The 17,420-nt window shown below is 45.5% G+C and carries 21 protein-coding genes and 3 pseudogenes; 9 read left to right on the top strand and 15 right to left on the bottom strand.

The genetic code is table 11. From position 1 onward, the window contains the following. The first annotated feature begins 25 nt into the window (after positions 1 to 25). The 7 genes and pseudogenes from JCM14467_RS05520 to JCM14467_RS05490 all read left to right on the top strand — a co-directional run bounded on the left by JCM14467_RS05520 (position 26) and on the right by JCM14467_RS05490 (position 4,415). A complete protein-coding gene (locus JCM14467_RS05520; protein WP_054849430.1) occupies positions 26 to 901 on the top strand; it encodes a thioredoxin domain-containing protein in 876 nt (291 codons plus the stop codon). Between the two features lie 50 nt (positions 902 to 951). After that, a complete protein-coding gene (locus tag JCM14467_RS05515; RefSeq protein ID WP_054849429.1) occupies positions 952 to 1,404 on the top strand; it encodes a nascent polypeptide-associated complex protein in 453 nt (150 codons plus the stop codon). 60 nt (positions 1,405 to 1,464) lie between these two features. Continuing rightward, positions 1,465 to 2,058, top strand: a complete 594-nt coding sequence (locus JCM14467_RS05510) for a hypothetical protein (protein WP_054849428.1) — start codon at positions 1,465 to 1,467, stop codon at positions 2,056 to 2,058. A gap of 91 nt (positions 2,059 to 2,149) precedes the next feature. Beyond that, positions 2,150 to 2,728, top strand: a complete 579-nt coding sequence (locus JCM14467_RS05505) for a hypothetical protein (protein ID WP_252900829.1) — start codon at positions 2,150 to 2,152, stop codon at positions 2,726 to 2,728. Next, positions 2,703 to 2,981: a winged helix-turn-helix domain-containing protein gene (locus JCM14467_RS05500; RefSeq protein WP_054849427.1), complete on the top strand. Its 279-nt coding sequence runs from the start codon at positions 2,703 to 2,705 to the stop codon at positions 2,979 to 2,981. Before JCM14467_RS05505 ends, JCM14467_RS05500 begins: the two co-directional genes overlap by 26 nt. Positions 2,982 to 3,030: 49 nt before the next feature. After that, entirely contained in the window at positions 3,031 to 3,570 is a 540-nt protein-coding gene (locus JCM14467_RS05495; protein ID WP_054849426.1) for a 50S ribosomal protein L16, read from the top strand. Between the two features lie 70 nt (positions 3,571 to 3,640). Beyond that, a pseudogene (locus JCM14467_RS05490) lies at positions 3,641 to 4,415 on the top strand (DUF2192 domain-containing protein). Between the two features lie 19 nt (positions 4,416 to 4,434). On the opposite strand, the gene JCM14467_RS16260 reads toward JCM14467_RS05490, so the two are convergent. The 3 genes from JCM14467_RS16260 to JCM14467_RS05480 are packed head-to-tail and all read right to left on the bottom strand — an operon-like array spanning position 4,435 to position 6,573. Continuing rightward, positions 4,435 to 5,016 carry a methyltransferase gene (locus JCM14467_RS16260; RefSeq protein WP_252900826.1) on the bottom strand — a complete coding sequence of 194 codons (582 nt, stop codon included), beginning with the start codon at positions 5,014 to 5,016 and terminating at the stop codon, positions 4,435 to 4,437. A 47-nt stretch (positions 5,017 to 5,063) separates the two neighbouring features. Further along, the gene (locus tag JCM14467_RS16255) at positions 5,064 to 5,486 is read right to left on the bottom strand and encodes a hypothetical protein (protein WP_252900825.1); all 423 of its coding nucleotides are present in this window, start codon (positions 5,484 to 5,486) and stop codon (positions 5,064 to 5,066) included. Positions 5,487 to 5,529: 43 nt separating this feature from the next. Then, positions 5,530 to 6,573 (bottom strand): polyprenol monophosphomannose synthase, encoded by a 1,044-nt coding sequence (locus tag JCM14467_RS05480; protein ID WP_252900824.1) that lies wholly within the window; start codon positions 6,571 to 6,573, stop codon positions 5,530 to 5,532. A 140-nt stretch (positions 6,574 to 6,713) separates the two neighbouring features. On the opposite strand from JCM14467_RS05480, the pseudogene JCM14467_RS05475 reads away from it, so the two are divergent. Together JCM14467_RS05475 and JCM14467_RS19895 are read left to right on the top strand one after the other, a co-directional pair. Continuing rightward, positions 6,714 to 7,669: pseudogene (locus JCM14467_RS05475) on the top strand (alcohol dehydrogenase catalytic domain-containing protein). A gap of 89 nt (positions 7,670 to 7,758) precedes the next feature. Next, positions 7,759 to 8,537: pseudogene (locus tag JCM14467_RS19895) on the top strand (HpcH/HpaI aldolase/citrate lyase family protein). On the opposite strand, the gene JCM14467_RS05465 reads toward JCM14467_RS19895, so the two are convergent. From JCM14467_RS05465 to JCM14467_RS16225, 12 genes are all read right to left on the bottom strand, one after another. Beyond that, on the bottom strand, positions 8,497 to 8,808 hold the full coding sequence (locus tag JCM14467_RS05465) for a winged helix-turn-helix domain-containing protein (protein WP_054849424.1): 312 nt from the start codon (positions 8,806 to 8,808) through the stop codon (positions 8,497 to 8,499). The pseudogene JCM14467_RS19895 and the gene JCM14467_RS05465 overlap by 41 nt on opposite strands. A gap of 15 nt (positions 8,809 to 8,823) precedes the next feature. Next, the gene (locus JCM14467_RS05460) at positions 8,824 to 9,999 is read right to left on the bottom strand and encodes an ORC1-type DNA replication protein (protein ID WP_054849423.1); all 1,176 of its coding nucleotides are present in this window, start codon (positions 9,997 to 9,999) and stop codon (positions 8,824 to 8,826) included. A gap of 82 nt (positions 10,000 to 10,081) precedes the next feature. After that, positions 10,082 to 10,480, bottom strand: a complete 399-nt coding sequence (locus JCM14467_RS05455) for a hypothetical protein (protein ID WP_252900820.1) — start codon at positions 10,478 to 10,480, stop codon at positions 10,082 to 10,084. A gap of 111 nt (positions 10,481 to 10,591) precedes the next feature. Further along, the gene (locus JCM14467_RS05450; RefSeq protein WP_252900819.1) at positions 10,592 to 11,296 is read right to left on the bottom strand and encodes a hypothetical protein; all 705 of its coding nucleotides are present in this window, start codon (positions 11,294 to 11,296) and stop codon (positions 10,592 to 10,594) included. Next, positions 11,203 to 11,811 (bottom strand): hypothetical protein, encoded by a 609-nt coding sequence (locus JCM14467_RS05445; protein WP_054849421.1) that lies wholly within the window; start codon positions 11,809 to 11,811, stop codon positions 11,203 to 11,205. The genes JCM14467_RS05450 and JCM14467_RS05445 overlap by 94 nt, the downstream gene beginning before the upstream one ends. A 6-nt stretch (positions 11,812 to 11,817) precedes the next feature. After that, the gene (locus JCM14467_RS05440; protein ID WP_054849420.1) at positions 11,818 to 12,363 is read right to left on the bottom strand and encodes a hypothetical protein; all 546 of its coding nucleotides are present in this window, start codon (positions 12,361 to 12,363) and stop codon (positions 11,818 to 11,820) included. Between the two features lie 35 nt (positions 12,364 to 12,398). Next, on the bottom strand, positions 12,399 to 12,860 hold the full coding sequence (gene ribC, locus JCM14467_RS05435; protein WP_054849419.1) for a riboflavin synthase: 462 nt from the start codon (positions 12,858 to 12,860) through the stop codon (positions 12,399 to 12,401). A gap of 52 nt (positions 12,861 to 12,912) precedes the next feature. Further along, positions 12,913 to 13,839: a hypothetical protein gene (locus tag JCM14467_RS05430; protein WP_054849418.1), complete on the bottom strand. Its 927-nt coding sequence runs from the start codon at positions 13,837 to 13,839 to the stop codon at positions 12,913 to 12,915. Next, entirely contained in the window at positions 13,839 to 14,669 is an 831-nt protein-coding gene (locus tag JCM14467_RS05425) for a hypothetical protein (protein ID WP_054849476.1), read from the bottom strand. The genes JCM14467_RS05430 and JCM14467_RS05425 overlap by 1 nt, the downstream gene beginning before the upstream one ends. An 87-nt stretch (positions 14,670 to 14,756) precedes the next feature. After that, positions 14,757 to 14,912 (bottom strand): hypothetical protein, encoded by a 156-nt coding sequence (locus JCM14467_RS16235; RefSeq protein WP_252900818.1) that lies wholly within the window; start codon positions 14,910 to 14,912, stop codon positions 14,757 to 14,759. A gap of 10 nt (positions 14,913 to 14,922) precedes the next feature. Continuing rightward, a complete protein-coding gene (locus JCM14467_RS16230; RefSeq protein ID WP_252900817.1) occupies positions 14,923 to 16,509 on the bottom strand; it encodes an AAA family ATPase in 1,587 nt (528 codons plus the stop codon). Positions 16,510 to 16,511: 2 nt separating this feature from the next. Beyond that, complete coding sequence (locus JCM14467_RS16225) at positions 16,512 to 17,402, bottom strand: hypothetical protein (RefSeq protein ID WP_252900816.1); 891 nt, start codon at positions 17,400 to 17,402, stop codon at positions 16,512 to 16,514. Positions 17,403 to 17,420 lie beyond the last annotated feature (18 nt).

Here is a 17,420-nt window from a genome sequence, read left to right as displayed (position 1 = left end):
CTAATTCAATCATGAATTGAGGATTATGTCGAGCAATACAAACATAAATAGGATACTCTTAATAGCCGTCATAGTACTTGCGGCAGCACTTGCTGGCGTGTTAGTTTACTTCCTCGTGCTCAAACCACCGGCGAATTCGGCTAAGGTATCCCCAATCACACTAGCGTTTGAGAGAGGCGTTGAGAATTGGCTTGGTATTGAATGCATTTATAATAAGTATGGTGGAAATGCCGCATTAAGTGCCGTGAATAGCATATACACAATAGCGTATGATTATTTATATAACTATGAGGAGACAGACAACACAACATACCTAATAATGTATCCGATAGCCCAGTACCAGTACTTGACGAGTCATTACCCAGGTTGCACGGTAAGTAAGAGTGACCAGGACTTGGTCAATACCGTCATGGGCGCATTAAATGGCGTAAACACCATGGCCTATACACTCAATATACCAGGTAACCTACTTGGTACGCCATTATTCATAGTCTATGATAAGGTGAATAACGTGACCTATGTACTAGCCGGTGCATCGCCGTACGTTTTTAACGCCATTAATTACACATTGAGGGGTAATATAACGATGCTTACCTACCAGGGTCAGGAACTTGGTTATGGGTTCAGGGCGAACTCAACTCAGGTATCCTTCATACATGAACTCATTACCTCCGGTTTAGGAATTGGTAATCCGAGCGCCAATATAACGGTTATTGAGTTCCTCGACCCTGAATGCCCGTACTGCGCCGTATTCCAGGTAATGTATGGCAAGTCGCTTGAGGCAATGATAGGCAGTGGTTATGTTTATTACGTGATTCAGTACTTCCCAACCCACGTACTTGGCTACGGATGTTCATCACCAACAATAGCACCAATGCTAGGACCAATATGCCAAGGCTGATGAGGAGCGCTGCAAAAATTGCTTAAATACACCCATTGTACTAAGGTTTCGTGGGTATAAACCCAAGGGAGGTCAGGAAACTGCTTAAGCGACTTGGTATTCAGGACTTAAACCTTGAGGAAGTGAGCAACGTAACAAAGGTTATTATTTACCTAGGCGATGGGTCAACCATAGAGATTAATAAGCCCGTGGTTGCTAGGATGAGGATTCAGGGGCTGTCGATATACCAGGTACAGGCCAGTGATTCTGACATTAGGGTTGTGAAGCCGCAACCAACACTGCCACAACCAAGGCCATCACTAATAATACAGCAACCACAGCAACAAGCCACGTCAACACCCGTTATAGAAACAGCTAAGCGGTATGAGCCTAGTGAGGATGATATTAAACTCGTCATGGAGGAGACTGGGTGCACGAGGGAGGAGGCGATTAAGGCGTTGAGGGAGACAAATGGGGATATCGCAGAGGCGATAGTCAGGATACAGAGCCAAAAGGGGCGCTAAGCAATGACTACTCTCCCTGAGGGAGTTCAGTTTATTAGTTAATAGAATCCACGACTATTGATGAAGGTTCCTAAGGCAATAAGGAGGGTACTCATTATATTACTACTGATCGTTGTACTTGCTGAGGTAGCCTTCCTGCTGATCAATTGGCATAACATGATCAATGTATACACAGTTGGGTCCTTCACGATAAACTCAACTACAGGCTTCCTGCTGTTAACGCTGGTTACCCATAATGCGTATGCTAAGGTGGTAATCACCATAGAAAACCCATCTAACGAGGTACTACTAATTCATCTAAGCAATGGAACGATCATTACACTGGGGCCGAGCAGTACCATTAAGTTGATATACTTATTCACACCAAGCAGTTACTATGCATACCCAGTATGTGCCGAGGGGTTTGGGCTTGGCGCACCGAATGCCTCAACGATATTGGTATCTTTCTTATTGAATAGTATGGTTAATCCTATCGTGATTTATGAAAACGTAACTAGCCTTGAACTATTACGCCAGATAACACCTGCGTTACTCATGCAGATTAAGCAAAACTGTGCTGCATCAGGTACCTACTTACTGATAACGACCGCCAGCAGTAACGCTGGAGATGTAACAGTCATGGTTATAGTGAGTAAGTTGGTGATAGTGATATGAGTATTGAGGAGGCCAGGACTAAACTCATGGCTCTTAAGGATGTATTAAACCGCATTGAAGGCATTAATAGGCCCTAGATGAATTGCCGAGGTTGCTCATTACCGTGTTGGGTATAATAGCTGCGGTGTTGGGTGGGTGTATCGTATACATTATTATATACGTGGTGACCCCATACTCATTGGTAACACAACTACAGGGCTGGGGTGTAATCATCGCAATCGCATTATTAATTGTAGTACCATACTATGTATATACGCGTATTGATAAGTTGATGAAGGAAGTAAGTACGTATAATTACTGGACCGAGAAACTTCAGTCAGGTATTTCTGGAATTCTCGAGATACTGTCAACGCTGGATTTTGATAGTATTGAGTATAAGATCAATAGGGCTAGGGTTGGTTATGCCTTGTTGATCATTGTCAAGTTGCTGGCTCTATCAATACTCCTTGCCATACTAATCTACGGACTAACCCTACTATTACTCAGTTTCCTAGGCTATACCCAGTTGAATTGGTACGTGATAGTCATGGCCGTAATCCTGGACATGACGATCACGCTTGCGCTTGAGTGGGATAGCATCACCGGTGATGTTAGAAAATTATGGACATTAAATGGGCTAGTCATAGAGCTTAGGTGGCTTTACCATGAGCTCCAGGGAATTCAGGCCTGACCTTTACGTGTTAGCTCGAATCATAGAGGCCCTTGTCAATAATGGACCCATGAGGAGGACTAGGTTGGCAACCGCCTGCGGCTTGTCCTATGATAAGTTTGAGAGGTACCTTGACTGGATGGTTAGTAGGAGCTTGGTTGTGGTTGATGGTGATGGCCTTGTCAGGTTGACTAGGGATGGTGAGAGGACTTATGAGGAGTTAGTTTCATGGATTAAGAGGTATGTTGGTTCGTTGAGGATTAACAGGATTTAATGGGCGTAGTGTTTAAATACCCATGCCTACCCCATAACTCGACGTTACTATGCCACTCAGGCCTGGTCGTTGCTATAGGAGGTTGAAGAGGCCGTATACTAGGACTGAGTATATTGCGGGTGCTCCATATGTGCAGATACCAAGGTTTGAGCTTGGTAATACCAAGCCCAGGGAAAGGGCTAGGTTTGATTACGTGGCTGAGCTTGTGGCTGAGGAGACTGGGCAGATTAGGGCTAACGCCCTTGAGGCCGCTAGGCAGATGGCGTATAAGTACCTGTCCAAGTACGTTGGTGACCCTAACTTCTACCTAAAGATTAATGTCTACCCATTCCACGTGATTAGGGAGAATAAGATGCTCGCCATGGCTGGTGCTGACCGTCTACAGCAGGGTATGAGGCTAGCCTTTGGAGTTCCTTCGGGCAGGGCTGCGAGGATTCTAAGACCTGGCACTGTAATCATGCACCTGGAGATCGAGGGTAAGAACCTGGCCCATGCGAAGGAGGCTCTTAGGAGGGCTGCGTCTAAGTTACCATTGCCAATGAGGATCGTCATTTACCCAAGGCAGGCGCAGCAGGTTAAGACTGCCTAGTCATAGGCCCTGGAGCACAAGGATTATAAGGCGCTAGTTTTTCGGTTGAGTGGAGTGGTGAATCGCTAGTATGAGTAGTGGCTTAGACGCTAGGCAGTTGTATAAAGGCCGTATTGAGGCTGCGACGGAGATATGGAGCAAGATAATGAGGAATGAAGTAAGCACTAGGAACCAGCTTGAGGAGTTAGTCTACATTGTCTATAAACAAAAGGGTATTGAACTTCAGGGGCTTGAGTAAGGTTAGGATTTATGATAAGGAGATAGCCACCATATTCATAGTTGGTAAGTACGGACTTGGACTACTCGATGGGGAGTTAACGAACGCGTTCAAGAACATATTCAACGTGGAGATAACATGCGATGAGATATACAACTTCCTAAAGGCGAGGAACTTCCAATTAAATGATAATAACGATACCGAGCAGCTCAGGAAGATGGTTGATAACGAGGTGTTAGGACCAAGGACCGAGGAGAGAGGGTTTAGGCTGTTGAGGTATGTGTTCACTGGCACGATAATGAGGTTCTTCCCTGAGGAGGACTTCATAGGCACCTATAGGGCGTTGAGCGCGGCATATCCAGACTTGGCTGGTAGGTTCATGAGGTATGTGAGGTTTTACGTGGCGTTCAGGGTTGCTGAGGACATAGCGCTGGGCAATATAAAGAAGGTTGAGGAGAAGAAGATAATGAAGTACACGCACTGCCTAAGGCTTAACCTGACCAAGTGCGCACCCCACGATAAGTTGATTAGGGAGATAGCCCTCAGGGTGTATAAGGTGCCTAGAAAGGTACTTGATAGGTTGTTCCCAAACGAAGACCAGAGGTCATTTATACCAAAGGCTCAGTAAGCATTTAAAATAGAACAAACTATTCCTTAACAACCTTAAAAATCGTACTCCAAATACCACCCTGCTCAACAACCCTCTCACCCACCACCCTAAAGCCATACTTAGCAAGCATTTTCCTTGCCAGGGACTTCCTAACCGTTATAAATACCGCACTTGAACCACTCCTAAGAATTTCCCCAAGCGCTCTAAATAATGAGTCGTAGAACGTGGATATCCCACTAAGTGGTTCTATGCGTATTCCAAATGGTGGATTGAATATGCAATGCCAACATGCGCCACTCCTAATTGCGGGTCTTGTTGAGTCCATAACAACGAAATCCACTAAATAATCCACACGGGCCTCCCTAGCATTCATTAATGCCCCCTTAACGTATCCATAATCAATATCCGCACATAGGAAGGTAAGATCCCTCCTCATCAATGCACCCTCAATGACTATTGTGCCACTACCGCAGGTAATGTCGCAAACCCTCGATAATGGTTTTGGTCCCAATATCCTGAACATGGCATTAGCCAGTATGGGATTTATCGCCGCTGGGTGATTAAACCTCCTATACGGCCTATTCCTAAGCGGCTTACGCGTTATCGATAAACCCAACACGCACTTGTCCTGATCAATAATGAGCCTCAGCGTGAGATCAGGGTTATCTAAGTTAAAGAGTGGTTTAATGCCCCTGGACGATAGGTACTCAATGATCCTCTCGCCAAGTAGGGCTGCTGCATCAGGCTTCGGAACTCATGATCTCCTGACCTATCAGCTAATACGCCAATTGTGGTATTTGGAGTGTAGTAATTGAGAAGTCCTTCTAGGTTTAACTGCCAAATGCAGCTCCTCAGACTTTCCATACTCTTACCAACACCCTTTATGTCGAGGACATCGATTACGTGCTCAACAGTACTTAACGCCCTGAATTTCTTAATATCCACACCATCGATATTCACTAGCACCTTACCCGTGACATTCGATGAGCCAAATACTTCAGCCGTAATTACCCTATTCCCAAATAATTCCCTAACTTCATCAATTACGATGTCCTCAATACCCGGCACTGTTGTTAGTAAGATCCTCATTCATCAATGCTGACTGCATGATGGAGTTAAAGATCTTTCGTGATTAAAGTACGTGCATTATCGCCGGGTTAATCGTTATTATTCGGAGGGTCATTAATAGCTGGATCATGCCCGAAATCATAAGCGCGATTACCGTGGGTACCGATACCATATACAGGACCAGTTTTATTGCAACTGCCACATACTTAATCAAGTGGTACTTAACGTAGTACTGCAGTTGCGGCTTCATTCCCATCAAGACTTGGTACATGGTAATTACGGTGATTAGCGAGAATTCTATGGATACTAGGTTACTGGCTATTGGGTTCATACCTGATAATGCATTGAAAAACAGGTAACTAATGATGGAACCAATGACTAGGGATACCAGGTACTTAGGCACTGAGTAATTGCTCAGCCTTAACACGAGTTGTACGTAGTTGATCAATTCACGAGTACTCAACTTACTTATGCCATACATCCTATTCCTAAATACATACGGCACCTCGACAACCCTAAATGAGCCACCATATTTGGCATGCATTAATGTTAGTAATTCAAGGATTAATTTATAGCCTGATGAATCACTGAGCATGTCAATTATACCCCTCAACCTATCCGCATTCGCTGCGAAGAAACCGCTTATTGGGTCCTTGATGCTGCGTGTCCAGGGCATTAATAACCTTGCCATATACGTAGCCCCTTTACTAACTAAGTACCTCCTAAGTGACCAACCGGTAACACCACCACCCCTAACATACCTACTGGCTATTACTAAATCCACGCCGCCCTTAAGTACGGCATTAACAAGATTAGGAACAACATCAGGTGGATGCTGGAGGTCTGCATCCATAACAACTATGGACTTAGCACCCCTCTCAAGGCAAGCCCTCATGCCAGTCTTAATCGCGCTACCCAGGCCAAGCCTGGCGCCTCTCTCGATCAGTTCAGCCCTCCCGGTCGCCTTGGCGAATCCCAAAACAACGTCGGGAGTCCCATCCGTACTACCATCATCAACAACCACAATGAACCAATCATAACCAGCCAGGTAGTCCCTCAACATGGGTAGCAATATCCTTAGGTTATCGGCCTCGTTTATGGTAGGCAATACAATGCATGTATCCACGTAATTCAATAAATCTTAAGGAAAATAAGTATTACCTTGGTGGGAGTTGTTTTGTGTTAGTATTGTCCTAAATAAAATATGTATAGGTTAATTTAATAATTGAATCTACCTCCTAAGCGTCAATGCGGGTATTGGCGGCAGTATTAAGGGAGTTCAATAAACCCTTCAGTATTGAGGAGTACGACATAGGCGATCCTGGGCCTAATGACGTTGTTGTGAGGGTTAAGGCAGCAGGTATATGCGGTCGTGACCTGGTCATTTGGAGGGGTGGGTTTAAGAATCTAAAGCCGCCATTAATCCTTGGTCATGAAATATTTGGGGAGGTTAATGGGAAGCTGTCGGCGTATTTGGGGCTATTACCGATGGTACATGCCCGTACTGTAGGGCTGGTAAGGATAATCTATGCTTAAACCTTCAATTCTTTGGCGAAAATAGGCCTGGTGGTTATGCCGAGGCCGTTATTGCACCGAGCAATAACGTATTTGAATTACCAGATAGTGACTATGTTAAGTATGCCGCGGCAGTGTGCCCATTAGCGACAGCAATACACGCGAGTAAATTAGGCAATGTTGGTCCAGGCACTAGGGTTCTCGTCACTGGGGCTGGTGGTGGTGTTGGCGTGCATACGATACAGTACCTGAAGAGCCTTGATGCCTATGTAATATCAATAACGTCACCTGGTAAGGCAGACTTCGTGGCGAGGTATTCAGACGAGGTTATTACCGATAGGGAGTTTTCAAGGAAGGTTAGGGATGTGGATGTTGTCCTGGAGATTGTGGGTGCTGCATCGATTAACGAGAGCCTTAGGGCGTTGAAGCGTGAGGGAATTCTGGTCCTTATAGGGAATACTGAGGGTGAGGAAATTAGGTTGATGAGGCCTGCATTAACGGTAATGAGGGAGCACAGGATAATTGGGTCTGCCGCATATACTAGGAAGGAGGTTCTTGAAGCAGTGAATCTCCTCCATAGGGGCGTTATTAAGCCGGTCCATAGGACGTATCATTTTAAGGATGTTAATCAAGCGTATAATGATCTGATAAATCAGAGGGTTTTGGGTAGGGCAGTACTTGTGTTCTAAATGAGTAAAACTAATTAATTAATTCGACTTAGTGCATATTCGTGGTTCTGAGGAGGTCTCAGTTATTTGTTCCAGGTAATAATGAGCACATGATTAGGAAGGCCGCCCTTGAATTAAGGCCTGACTCCGTGATTATTGACCTTGAGGATGCCGTGCCCATAGACGACAAGGAATCCGCACGTAAATTGATAAGGGAATTACTCCCACAACTTGATTGGAGAGGTAAGGAGGTTTGTGTTAGAGTTAATGACCCAAAGACACCCTTCTTCTATGCCGACATCGACACCGTGAGTAGGATCGATGTTGTTAAGTGTATAGTTATTCCAAAGGCAGAGATGGACCTTAGCTTCGTTTATAAGGCCACGGTAGGGAAATTGAGCCATTAATTGAGACGGCCAGGGGGTTACTTAGGATTGAAGATGTGGTGAGGAGTGAGGGCGTTACAGCGATGTCCTATGGTGCAGCGGATTTTGCGCTATCGGTCGGTGGTGTGGTGAGGACTTACGAACAGAACCAAGTCCTTAAGACCATCGTAGTCTCTGCTGCCAGGGCTTATGGCGTTGACCCAATTGATAAGGTGTTCTTTGATATTAAGGATGTCGAGGGCTTTAGGAGGGAGTGCCTTGAGGCTAAGTCCATGGGATTCATCGGTAAGCAGGTCATTCACCCAAGCCAGATACCCGTGGCTAATGAGATCTTTTCACCAAGTGAGGAGGAGATTAATTGGGCTAGGAAGGTCGTTGATGCCTATGAGAAGGCTGTTAGGGAGGGTCGGGGTGCCATAAGCCTTGAGGGTCAATTAGTGGATTACGTGCATTATAAGCTGGCTAAGAGGATTCTCGATTTTGCGAATCAGACTGGTCAGTGATTGCCTGTTCGAGTTCTGTGAAGAAGCGTTCAATTGCTAAAACACGGGGATCATTCTCACTAAGCCTGATAATCCTTATCCTACCAAACCTCTTCTCCTCAGCAATACCAAGCCTCTTAAGTGCCTCTATGTGGTACTCTATGACCTTGTAATTAACGCCCAAGTCCCTGGAGAGCTTCGTTATGTTAACCTCCCTATACTTAATCAGGGCCCTAAGCACTCTAACCCTAATCCTCGATGAGAATAGATTCTCTATGAAGTCGGTGCTCACGTACCCAACTCACCCTTAACTATTTTTTTCCAACTCCTCCTCCAACGTGGCTAGGGGCTCCGATGGTATTGAGATTAGTGTTGTCCTACCCCTCATACCCTTGCTGGACGTCCTAGTCTCAACAAAGCCCTTCATGTTCAAGTCCTTAAGGTACTCCCACAACTGCGTGTGCTTCCTCGGCTCCTCACCATACTGCTCACATAGCATTTGATATTCATCCTCGGCAGTCCCAAAGGGTATGTATGGCGAGTTTGGATTCTTCATCAAACTCCTAACGATGGCTAGAAGGAATATCTTCTCGTGCAGTGGGAGCATCCTCAATTCATCACTCCTAATACCCCTGAGTGTATTCTTAATCGCCTCCCTAACATGTTCAGGCAATATTCTATCAGAACTCCTCATCTCAGCCAGTTTCGACGCCCTCCATAGTATGTCAATGGCGTACCTAGCATCACCCCTATGCTCATCCATCGACCTCTCGTCAACGCCGGCAACATCGGCTATCATCTCGAGTATTTCCTCATCATACACACCATCAACCAGCGCCTCCTGAGCCCTTGCCAGGAGTATCTCGAATATCTGGTCCTTCGTGTAAGGCTCAAACTTAATCACGGCATTACCAAGGGCGCTCTGAGAACTCCTATCGAGCTGGTCCTTAAAGGTGAGGTCTTGACTAATTAGGATTAAACCAAACCTATACTTATCACCCCTACTAACGTACTCCTCACCAAGCCTAATCAGCGTGCCCAGGGCATGTGGACCACTATTATTAACGAGGTGGAATACGTCGTCCAGAACCACTATTGCGTATATGTCCTTCTCCCTAACCATGTCCAGGAGCATCTTAAGCAACTCCTCCGTTGAGAATCCCCTCTTGGGTATTGCAATGTTTAGTTGAACGCCAATGTCCTTTAGCACCGAACTAAGTGTTCTATTGAGAAAGCAAGACACATGGACATACTTAACCCTCTCGCTTGACCTGACTACATAGTTCCCAAACTTCCTACTTGTGACTGTCTTACCACTGCCAGGTCTGCCAATAAGAATTACCTTTGGATACATGGAGCCCGGATTCTCCAGGAAACCTCTGAAGTACGTCTCAAGCTGCTTCAATTGCTCCTCCCTATGCGGTAACTTACCCGGTACGTACTCCGGCGTTAATGCAGCCTCGTTTTTAAAAATCCTAGGCATTTACTATTTCTTTAGTGGAGAGGTAAAAAAATAGTTTTTGGTTACTATATAAGCCTTAACCTAGGGTTAATTGAAACTTTCACTAAACCCTCGTAAATGACCGGGGCCCAACATAAATCCCGAACCAATTACCCAAGCCCTCAATGATAACGGCACAGCCAGTGTCTCCCCTATGTAATGCACGGAATCCAAGACTCCTTAATAAATTGATTATCGCATTCTCACAATCATTATCGCCGATTGATGATCCACGTAACCTACACCTAACAATGTAGTCCCTACAATCACTACCAACATGCTTACGAATAATGCCTATGAAATCATTAATTGAGTTATAACTTCCCTCGTAAATGATTGGTACTATGGAGGTAAGTACGCCTTCGGGTATTGGTGCGTTAATGAGTTGTTGGGCCATGTACTTGGGATCTCTATTGGTTTCCACGATGAGGACTCCCCTAAATTCCGTGGCTTTAACATCCACATCTCTATCAAAAAAAGAATAGGTAGTCCTTAATATCCCGCCTTACGCTGTGCTCGAAGGATGACTTAACGGTAATTAATACCTTATGAACCATACTAATCATACAATAACTTACCTAGCAATACGAGACCTAATCCTATTTAATCCTGTGCTAGCGAGGGCGCATGTAATACCTAAAACGACGTCCTCGACAGTTTTAAATGCCGTAAATGCTGAGTTATAGGGGTTGAAATAACTATGAACCTCACCACTCGATCCATGCTTCATGGACATGTAATAATAATGATCACTCGTTAATAGGTACCTCCAGGTCTTCTCAAGGCCGTGGAACCTCATTAAATCGCCTATGGAAGCTACGTGATTGAGCGCAATCCTTTGAAGGTCATTGCCCTGCCATGCACTGTCATCCTTCTCAACATCAGCCCAGGAAATTACTGATGGTATGTCTAGGTAGTCAATGGGCTCCTCACTTGCCAGTGATGATGGATGTATGAACCCAACATCAGCCCTCCTAGCTTCCTTAGGAAGCCACGCGAGGAAGTCAAAGATCCCACTCTCACGCCAATGATGCTCGCCAAATGTCTCGAAGTCTAAGCCAATCAGCACGAAATCACCAGGTGTCGCCCTGACCCAGGCCATGTACTTATCAGCCGTTAACGGCCATTGATCCCAGGACTTATTACTAAACCTGAAGCCTATGTCATCGGATAACCTGTAATGCCTCAATAATAGCTTAACTCTCGAATTAGGCGCTCCGTATAGGTATGTCGGGCTTCTCCAACCAAGCACCCAATCAACACCCTCAGTGAGAACCAACGACGCACCAGCCTCTCCATCAAAATGCCCCAATCATTCCTATAGAGGAATTCCGTATTCTCAAAGACAATGGGTACCTGCCCAAATAATGACTTATACGCCTCAACATGATCCCTCAACTCCTCAAGAAATAAATCCCCACTAATGAGTGAAGCCAGGGAGTGATGATATGGCTCAGTCACTAGCTCAATGACTCCCTTCCTCACCAATTCCTTTAACAAGTCAATGACCTCAGGCCTCCACATTAGTAATTGATCAATTAATGAGCCGGATATCGAGATCGATGCCTTGAAACCCTCATTGCCCAGGTCCCTCATTAACTCGAGAGTCGGTATGTATGACTTATCAGCAACCCTATTTAGTATTTCCCTATTCACCTCATCATTAAATATTATCGAGTTTATTACCGACTCATTAATCTCATTACCCCTTAAATCACATAGCTTATCAAGAACGCCATACCTCAACCTCCTTGGTTGATGCATCTCGAGAAATAGTATTAACTTCCTAACCATGAGCCATCACTCCTCAAACCATTGATAGGCACTGACTAACCTCCTCACGTCCTGCTCAACCCTCGACTTGGCATTACTTAGGAACTTCATAATCTCATCAATGTAGCCATCACCCAACTTCCTCCTCTCCTTCACGGTATTGAAAACCCTGGAGATAACGTCAAGGTTAATGAGAAGGTCAATCACTGACTTACCATAGATTGAGTCCTTAACCTCGCCACAAGCCATTATGAATTCCTCAGATGATTTTAACCTATCACCATTCATCAACCTGAGTAGAACCCTTATGGAATTATCCTCAAGACCAAGACTTAGTCCAATCCTATTTATGCTAAGTTTTAAACCAATGCCCATGGTCAATACTTGGTACCAAGTCAATTCCCTATCCATACCCACATCCTCATCAATACTAATAATACTAGGGCATTTATCTCCATACCTAATGACGTACTCAGAAACCAGTGGGTTCTGTCTCTCCTTAACACTAATTAGTAAATTGTTCATTATTAACTCATTAAGGATCTTCCTCGTATGCTCAACAGATGTACTCACAGCGAGGACAAACTACATGATACTAATAAAGGTTTTTACTTGATAATTGGGCCCACGTCTGGTCGACCCTGCCTAAGCCCCATGCCGGCCCACTTGGTTAATTCACCCCTGAGCATTAATATGAGGTTACGTGCATGCTTCCTAGACCTATCAACGGCTATGTCGAATAATTCCTTCTCATCGCGCGCCTCGTCTTCATGAACCGTCACATCTATTATCGGCTTATCATACTCGATCTGAAGCATTATGAGGCCCATGGAGGCCACGGCGTAGGTTATTTTATCCGTCAGGCTTGGCCCAATCCAGCCAAACACCATGACCGCATCAACACCCCTATTGATTAATTGCTTGGCTGCCCAGGGAGTGTTCTTAAAGCCAGGCACTGTCATTCTTTCTATTACTACAGACGGCTCATTATTCCTAAGTTCCTCAATCGCATATTTAGCCATGTCAACCCTGGCGAAGGTGGTATCGATGATGCCGATCCTCAACGTCATTAATTTAGACCTAAATAGCAGCCTTATAACAATTAATGTATACGGTAATTAATCACTTAGTCCCCGTCTCGGTACTCTCGATCTCTAGGAACCTATCAATGCTTATTTTATCAATGGACTCGTCTATGGTGCCTATCGTGCATGTTGAGGAACCATGCCTATAGAGGACCCTCTCACCGCCGCTGGTGATCCTAATAACCAACGTACCCTCCCTACCACATACCGGACACCTACCAACCGCAACACTGACCCACGTCCTACCGTGGGAACGCGCCCAATCAGCCACTTGTCTCAGGTAATTCCTAACGCCCTCCTTATCCAGCGTACTAGGTGGTGTTAAAACCTCCGTGCCACGCTCCTCCCTCGTACTCGTGAGCTCGGTAATCAACTTACTATAAAGCTCATCAATTATTTTCTCGGTCTCGCTAGGTAATACCGTCTTATCGCCTAGCTTACTAAATGGGCATACATCCTTCAATGGGCATATGGCACAACTTATTGTCTTAACGCCAACCTCCCTACTCTTTAAGGACTTAATTACCTCATTGAGTAATTCCCTACCCCACTCGGGCTTTATCGTTATTGATAAGCCCTCCTCAATATCACCACTTATATTTTTAGATAGGTAATGAAGTTGAACCTCGGTATTGAGTAGTGCGGCTACGAGTAGTGCCTCGACAATGTGGGACTTAGCATTATCCTTGAGTAGCATGAGCTTTGGCAGTATTAATGAGTCACCGCACCTGAGAAGCCTTGGTAATTCAATCACTAAATCCTCAACCCTAACCACGTGCTTCTCTGTGGCGCACACCGTTAAAACCCTCGGTAAGTACTCACCGTATGCCTCATCCATTATACTCACATCCCTCCTCTGGGACAGTAATGAGCACTTGGCAATTGATGTTATGAAGTGGGTATCCCTAACCTGCAACCTATTTAGTAGGTAATTTGCCAGGTCTGTTATTTCCTCGAGACTCATCAGCCGACCACCTTAACCCCAGCCTTAGAGACTTCACTCTTTATATAGTCGAGGTAATTATCGAGCAACTCCTTACCTGGTAGGAAGACCTCGTGCGGGTTCTTAGTCCTCATTATGCATATATTCCTAAACCTACAAACCTTGCATGAAGTCGTCTTAGCGACTAGGGCCCCAATGTCGCCGCCCTCCACAGCCTTGACCCATAGCTTGAAGGCGTATATGACTGGATAGCCAACCTCGGGTATGATCTCGACAGGCACTATATTGCGCAATACGCCGTCGCTGAGTATTAGGTAGAGTATGTACGTATTCTTATTACCAGCAGCTGAGTAGAAGCCTGCCTGTATCATGTCATGGAACAACCTCGCCTTAGTGACCCTACCCATTATGGTCTTAAACTCCAGGTAGTAATTACCGCAGTCAAGGTCTGGCTTACCCCTCATAGTCCAGGCGTTATACGTGTACATGACCTCAACACCCTCAACACACCTATTCCCAAGCCTATTCTTGATCTCCACGATCGCCAGACTATGTATCATCTTACCCAGTAGGTGCATTGTTACGTCACCCCAATCAATGCTTGGTGTCTTACCCGTCAGGTAGTAACTGGGTATTAATGCGCATTGTGTGAATAGGCCGACAGGTACATTGCCCGGGCTTATCTTAACCATAGACTCCTTTATCTCATTAAATATCACCTTGCTCAAACCAATATCCCTATTAATCGCCTCGGTAACCTCCTTAACAATACTCGTTAGGGAATACCCCTCCTTTACCAATTTCGTCACTTCCTCAATTACATTCTTCAATGCTTCAGGTTTTTGACTCATGACGAAACTGTGAAAGGAACCCTTTAAATTACTAAGCCTACGATAACTCCTGAAGCTATACCATACCACTGGATAAAAGCACCATGATCAAACAATCAAATTAATCCTCCTTACGAAGTCCTCATACTGACTAAGCAACTCCCTATTCAATGATGGGCGAACCTTATTAAGTGCGTACTCGAAGTCCTCCCTGGTAATCCTAACCTTATTATCACCACTCAAAACCCTGTCAAGGGCCCTCATCTTAGCTTCCCTAACCAGGCAGCCAGGTCAGCGCCGCTATAGCCTCGGTGACCTCAGCAACCCAGTCAATTACGCCCTCCTCAACCTCCGCATTCCTCATGTGTATCTTAATGATTTCACGCCTAGCATCCTTATTCGGTGGTGGTATGTAGATAACCTTGTCAAATCTACCAGGCCTAAGCAGGGCTGGATCAATGAACCAGGGCCTATTCGTAGCCGCTATAACTATTACGTTATTGAGCCCCCTTAACCCATCCATCTCAGTCAATAGCTGGGCAATTACGTTGGACCAAACACCACCTATCGGTGAATCCCTAGGCGGCGCTACTGAGTCTATTTCGTCAATGAATATTATGGCTGGAGCATTATCACGAGCCATGTTGAACACGTCCTTAACAACGGCGGCCGCCCTCTCAGGACCAACCCTGGCGAGCTCTGCTCCATTGAGTTCTATGAAGTTTGCCTTGAGCATATTTGCCGTTGCCTTGGCAACAAGTGTCTTACCAACACCCGGTGGACCGAAGAGTAGTATGCCGTGTATTGGCTCAATACCCAACTTCTCGAGTATATCCCTCCTCTGCATTGTGGCTATTACGTACTTATTAATGACCTCCTTAACCTCCTCAAGATCACCAACATCATTCCAGGTAACCTCCGGAATACCCACCTGCGCCTTGCCGTAGGTCCTCAACCTACTATACTGAAGCCTGAAGGCCTCGTACCTCTCAAGGAGGTCATAGGTTAGGCTGGGTTTATACCTATTGATTATCTCCTCAAGCTTGCCCTGGGTTATTGGCTCGCCATCCCTCAATGACTCGAGAACTGCCGTCCTAATCACATTCATTATGTCAGCGCCGGTGAACCTATCAGTCATCTTGGCAAGTTTCACGTAATCAATTGGCCCCTGGACAGGTTTACCCCTCAGCATTGTCTCAAACATTCTGGCCCTGGTCTCCTCATTGGGTGGTGGTACGTAGATTACCTTGTCGAACCTGCCAGGCCTGAGCAGGGCCGGGTCTAGGAGGTCTGGCTGGTTTGTTGTCCCGATTACTAGGATATTCTCATTACTCTTGGTTATTCCATCCATCTCACTGAGCAGTATGTTTAGTAGCCTTGGTGTTACATCATCGCTTACATACCTGGTCCTTGCCTTACCAATGGCGTCGAACTCATCAATTATTATTACTGACGGCGCATAGTTCCTAGCAACCTTGAAGAGCTCGGTTAACCTATTCTCGCTCTCGCCGTAGTACTTACTGAGCAGTTCGCCTAGGTTCATGATTATTGTGGTCCAACCCAACCTACCTGCAATTGCCCTCGCGAGCATTGTCTTACCCACGCCGGGGGGACCGAATAGGAGAACTCCATGTATTGGCATTAAGCCGTATTTCTGGGATAACTTAACGTCCCTAAGCGGCGTTATGACCGAGGTCTCTATCTCATTTTTAATATCGTCAAGTCCAACCACATTATCCCACTCATTTGCGAGGGACTTTAGCTCATCCTTATTCAGGATTAGTTGGTATCCACGCTCAAGCGCAACCATTGATTGCTTCTCCTCCTGTTCAAACCTAATCTCGACAAGCCTGAAGTGCATTATTAGTGGTAGTATGGCGAGGCTAATGATGAGGCAGGTAATAACCCACGCATCAACGTGTTAACGTCAATACCCTGGTAAAGCCCGAAGTATGGATTCATGTAAAATAATAGGTATGTCATTAATGCGTAGGCGGTCATCGTGCCAATGGCAGGTGCGAGGAATCTAACCACCCTATTATCATGTGACCTCAACCTACTTGATACGGCGTACGCAATGTACGCCGTCAATGCCATTATTGGCGGTAGCACATAGGTGCTGGTCCAGGTAAAGACCCTACCAATCGCCTGGGAAAGGCCGTATAACCCCACGTCCATGCCTCCTAACGCACTCGTTATTGAATTAACGGTAAGTGATTGCAACGGCGCTAGATTCATACTCACATAGCCAAACCAGGGAATAATGGCGTTATTGGCATTGAGCAGTAATAGTGTTGGTATGTAAAGTATTAGGAATGTTATTAGGGACTTAAGCGGCGTCACCCTCCTGGTAACCCCTATCGTGAGGCTTGGCGAGGTCAGTATTAGGGGCACTGAAAGGACGTAGAGCTGGTTCGGCATTATTGAGAACTCCCAGGCAAGCATTCCAACACCAACACCCAGCCAGTCAAAGACCCTGATCAGGATTAAGAGGATTAGTATGAGTAGTAAGGCGCCAAGTGCTGCGTATTTATAGACATAGAGTAGCGCTGGTATTAGGAGTATCGTCATTATTGCAAAGCCAAGCTTAACATGCCCTGAGTATGCCAGCGCCGTAGTCACTACAACAATGAGTAGTGCAACTGGGGCTGGGTAGAATGGGAAATCGAGCATGAATGCTATTAGGGAAATTGCAAAGTAAAGAACTGCCGTGAACAACCTAGACATTAATTGCAACGTCCTATTACTAACCACGTTATTGAAAGATAAAGA

Origin of the sequence: Vulcanisaeta sp. JCM 14467 (assembly GCF_001316245.1) — an archaeon.
Taxonomy (GTDB): Archaea; Thermoproteota; Thermoprotei; order Thermoproteales; family Thermocladiaceae; genus Vulcanisaeta.
This window is presented reverse-complemented; position numbering and strand designations above follow the sequence as displayed.